General features: G+C 53.0%; 1 protein-coding gene. It reads right to left on the bottom strand.

All coding sequences use genetic code 11. The annotated features are described in order from the left end of the window. The coding region (locus AK963_RS34495; protein WP_202969985.1) for a phage tail tube protein at positions 1-423 on the bottom strand (423 nt) is incomplete at both ends.

The following is a 423-nucleotide window of genomic DNA, read 5'->3' as shown; positions in this document are numbered from 1 at the left end:
GTGCATCGTTGAGGCCTTCCATAAACAGGACAAACTCTTTACCCGATTCAATCAAGGCCTGAACCATATTGGTCGCCAGTGGTGTATAGCTCACACTCACGCCGAGGTTATCAATGCCGCCACCATCAATGACTTTGATCCCGGATTTGGTCAGTTCGTAGTCAGTACCTTCAACAAGGGCTGCATCAAGGCTGTCTTTGACCGTGACTGACTGCGACAGATCGGGAAGCTTATCGAACGGGATAAGCTCATCAGCAACGCCGAAGCTGGTGTGAGGCTCATCAGTGACCGCAGTGGTTGAACCGGCAGTGGTTGAACCACGGAGCGCCATCGACAAGTTGTTAGCGGTAAAGTCATGTGCCGTGAGGCTCGCCGAGATAGAGGAAATCCGGCTGATGGTGTTGCGATTACCACCGCCACCGA

Origin of the sequence: Endozoicomonas atrinae (assembly GCF_001647025.1) — a bacterium.
Classification (GTDB): Bacteria; Pseudomonadota; Gammaproteobacteria; order Pseudomonadales; family Endozoicomonadaceae; genus Endozoicomonas; species Endozoicomonas atrinae.
Note: the sequence above shows the minus strand (reverse complement) of the source record. Positions and strands in the feature narration are given on the sequence as shown.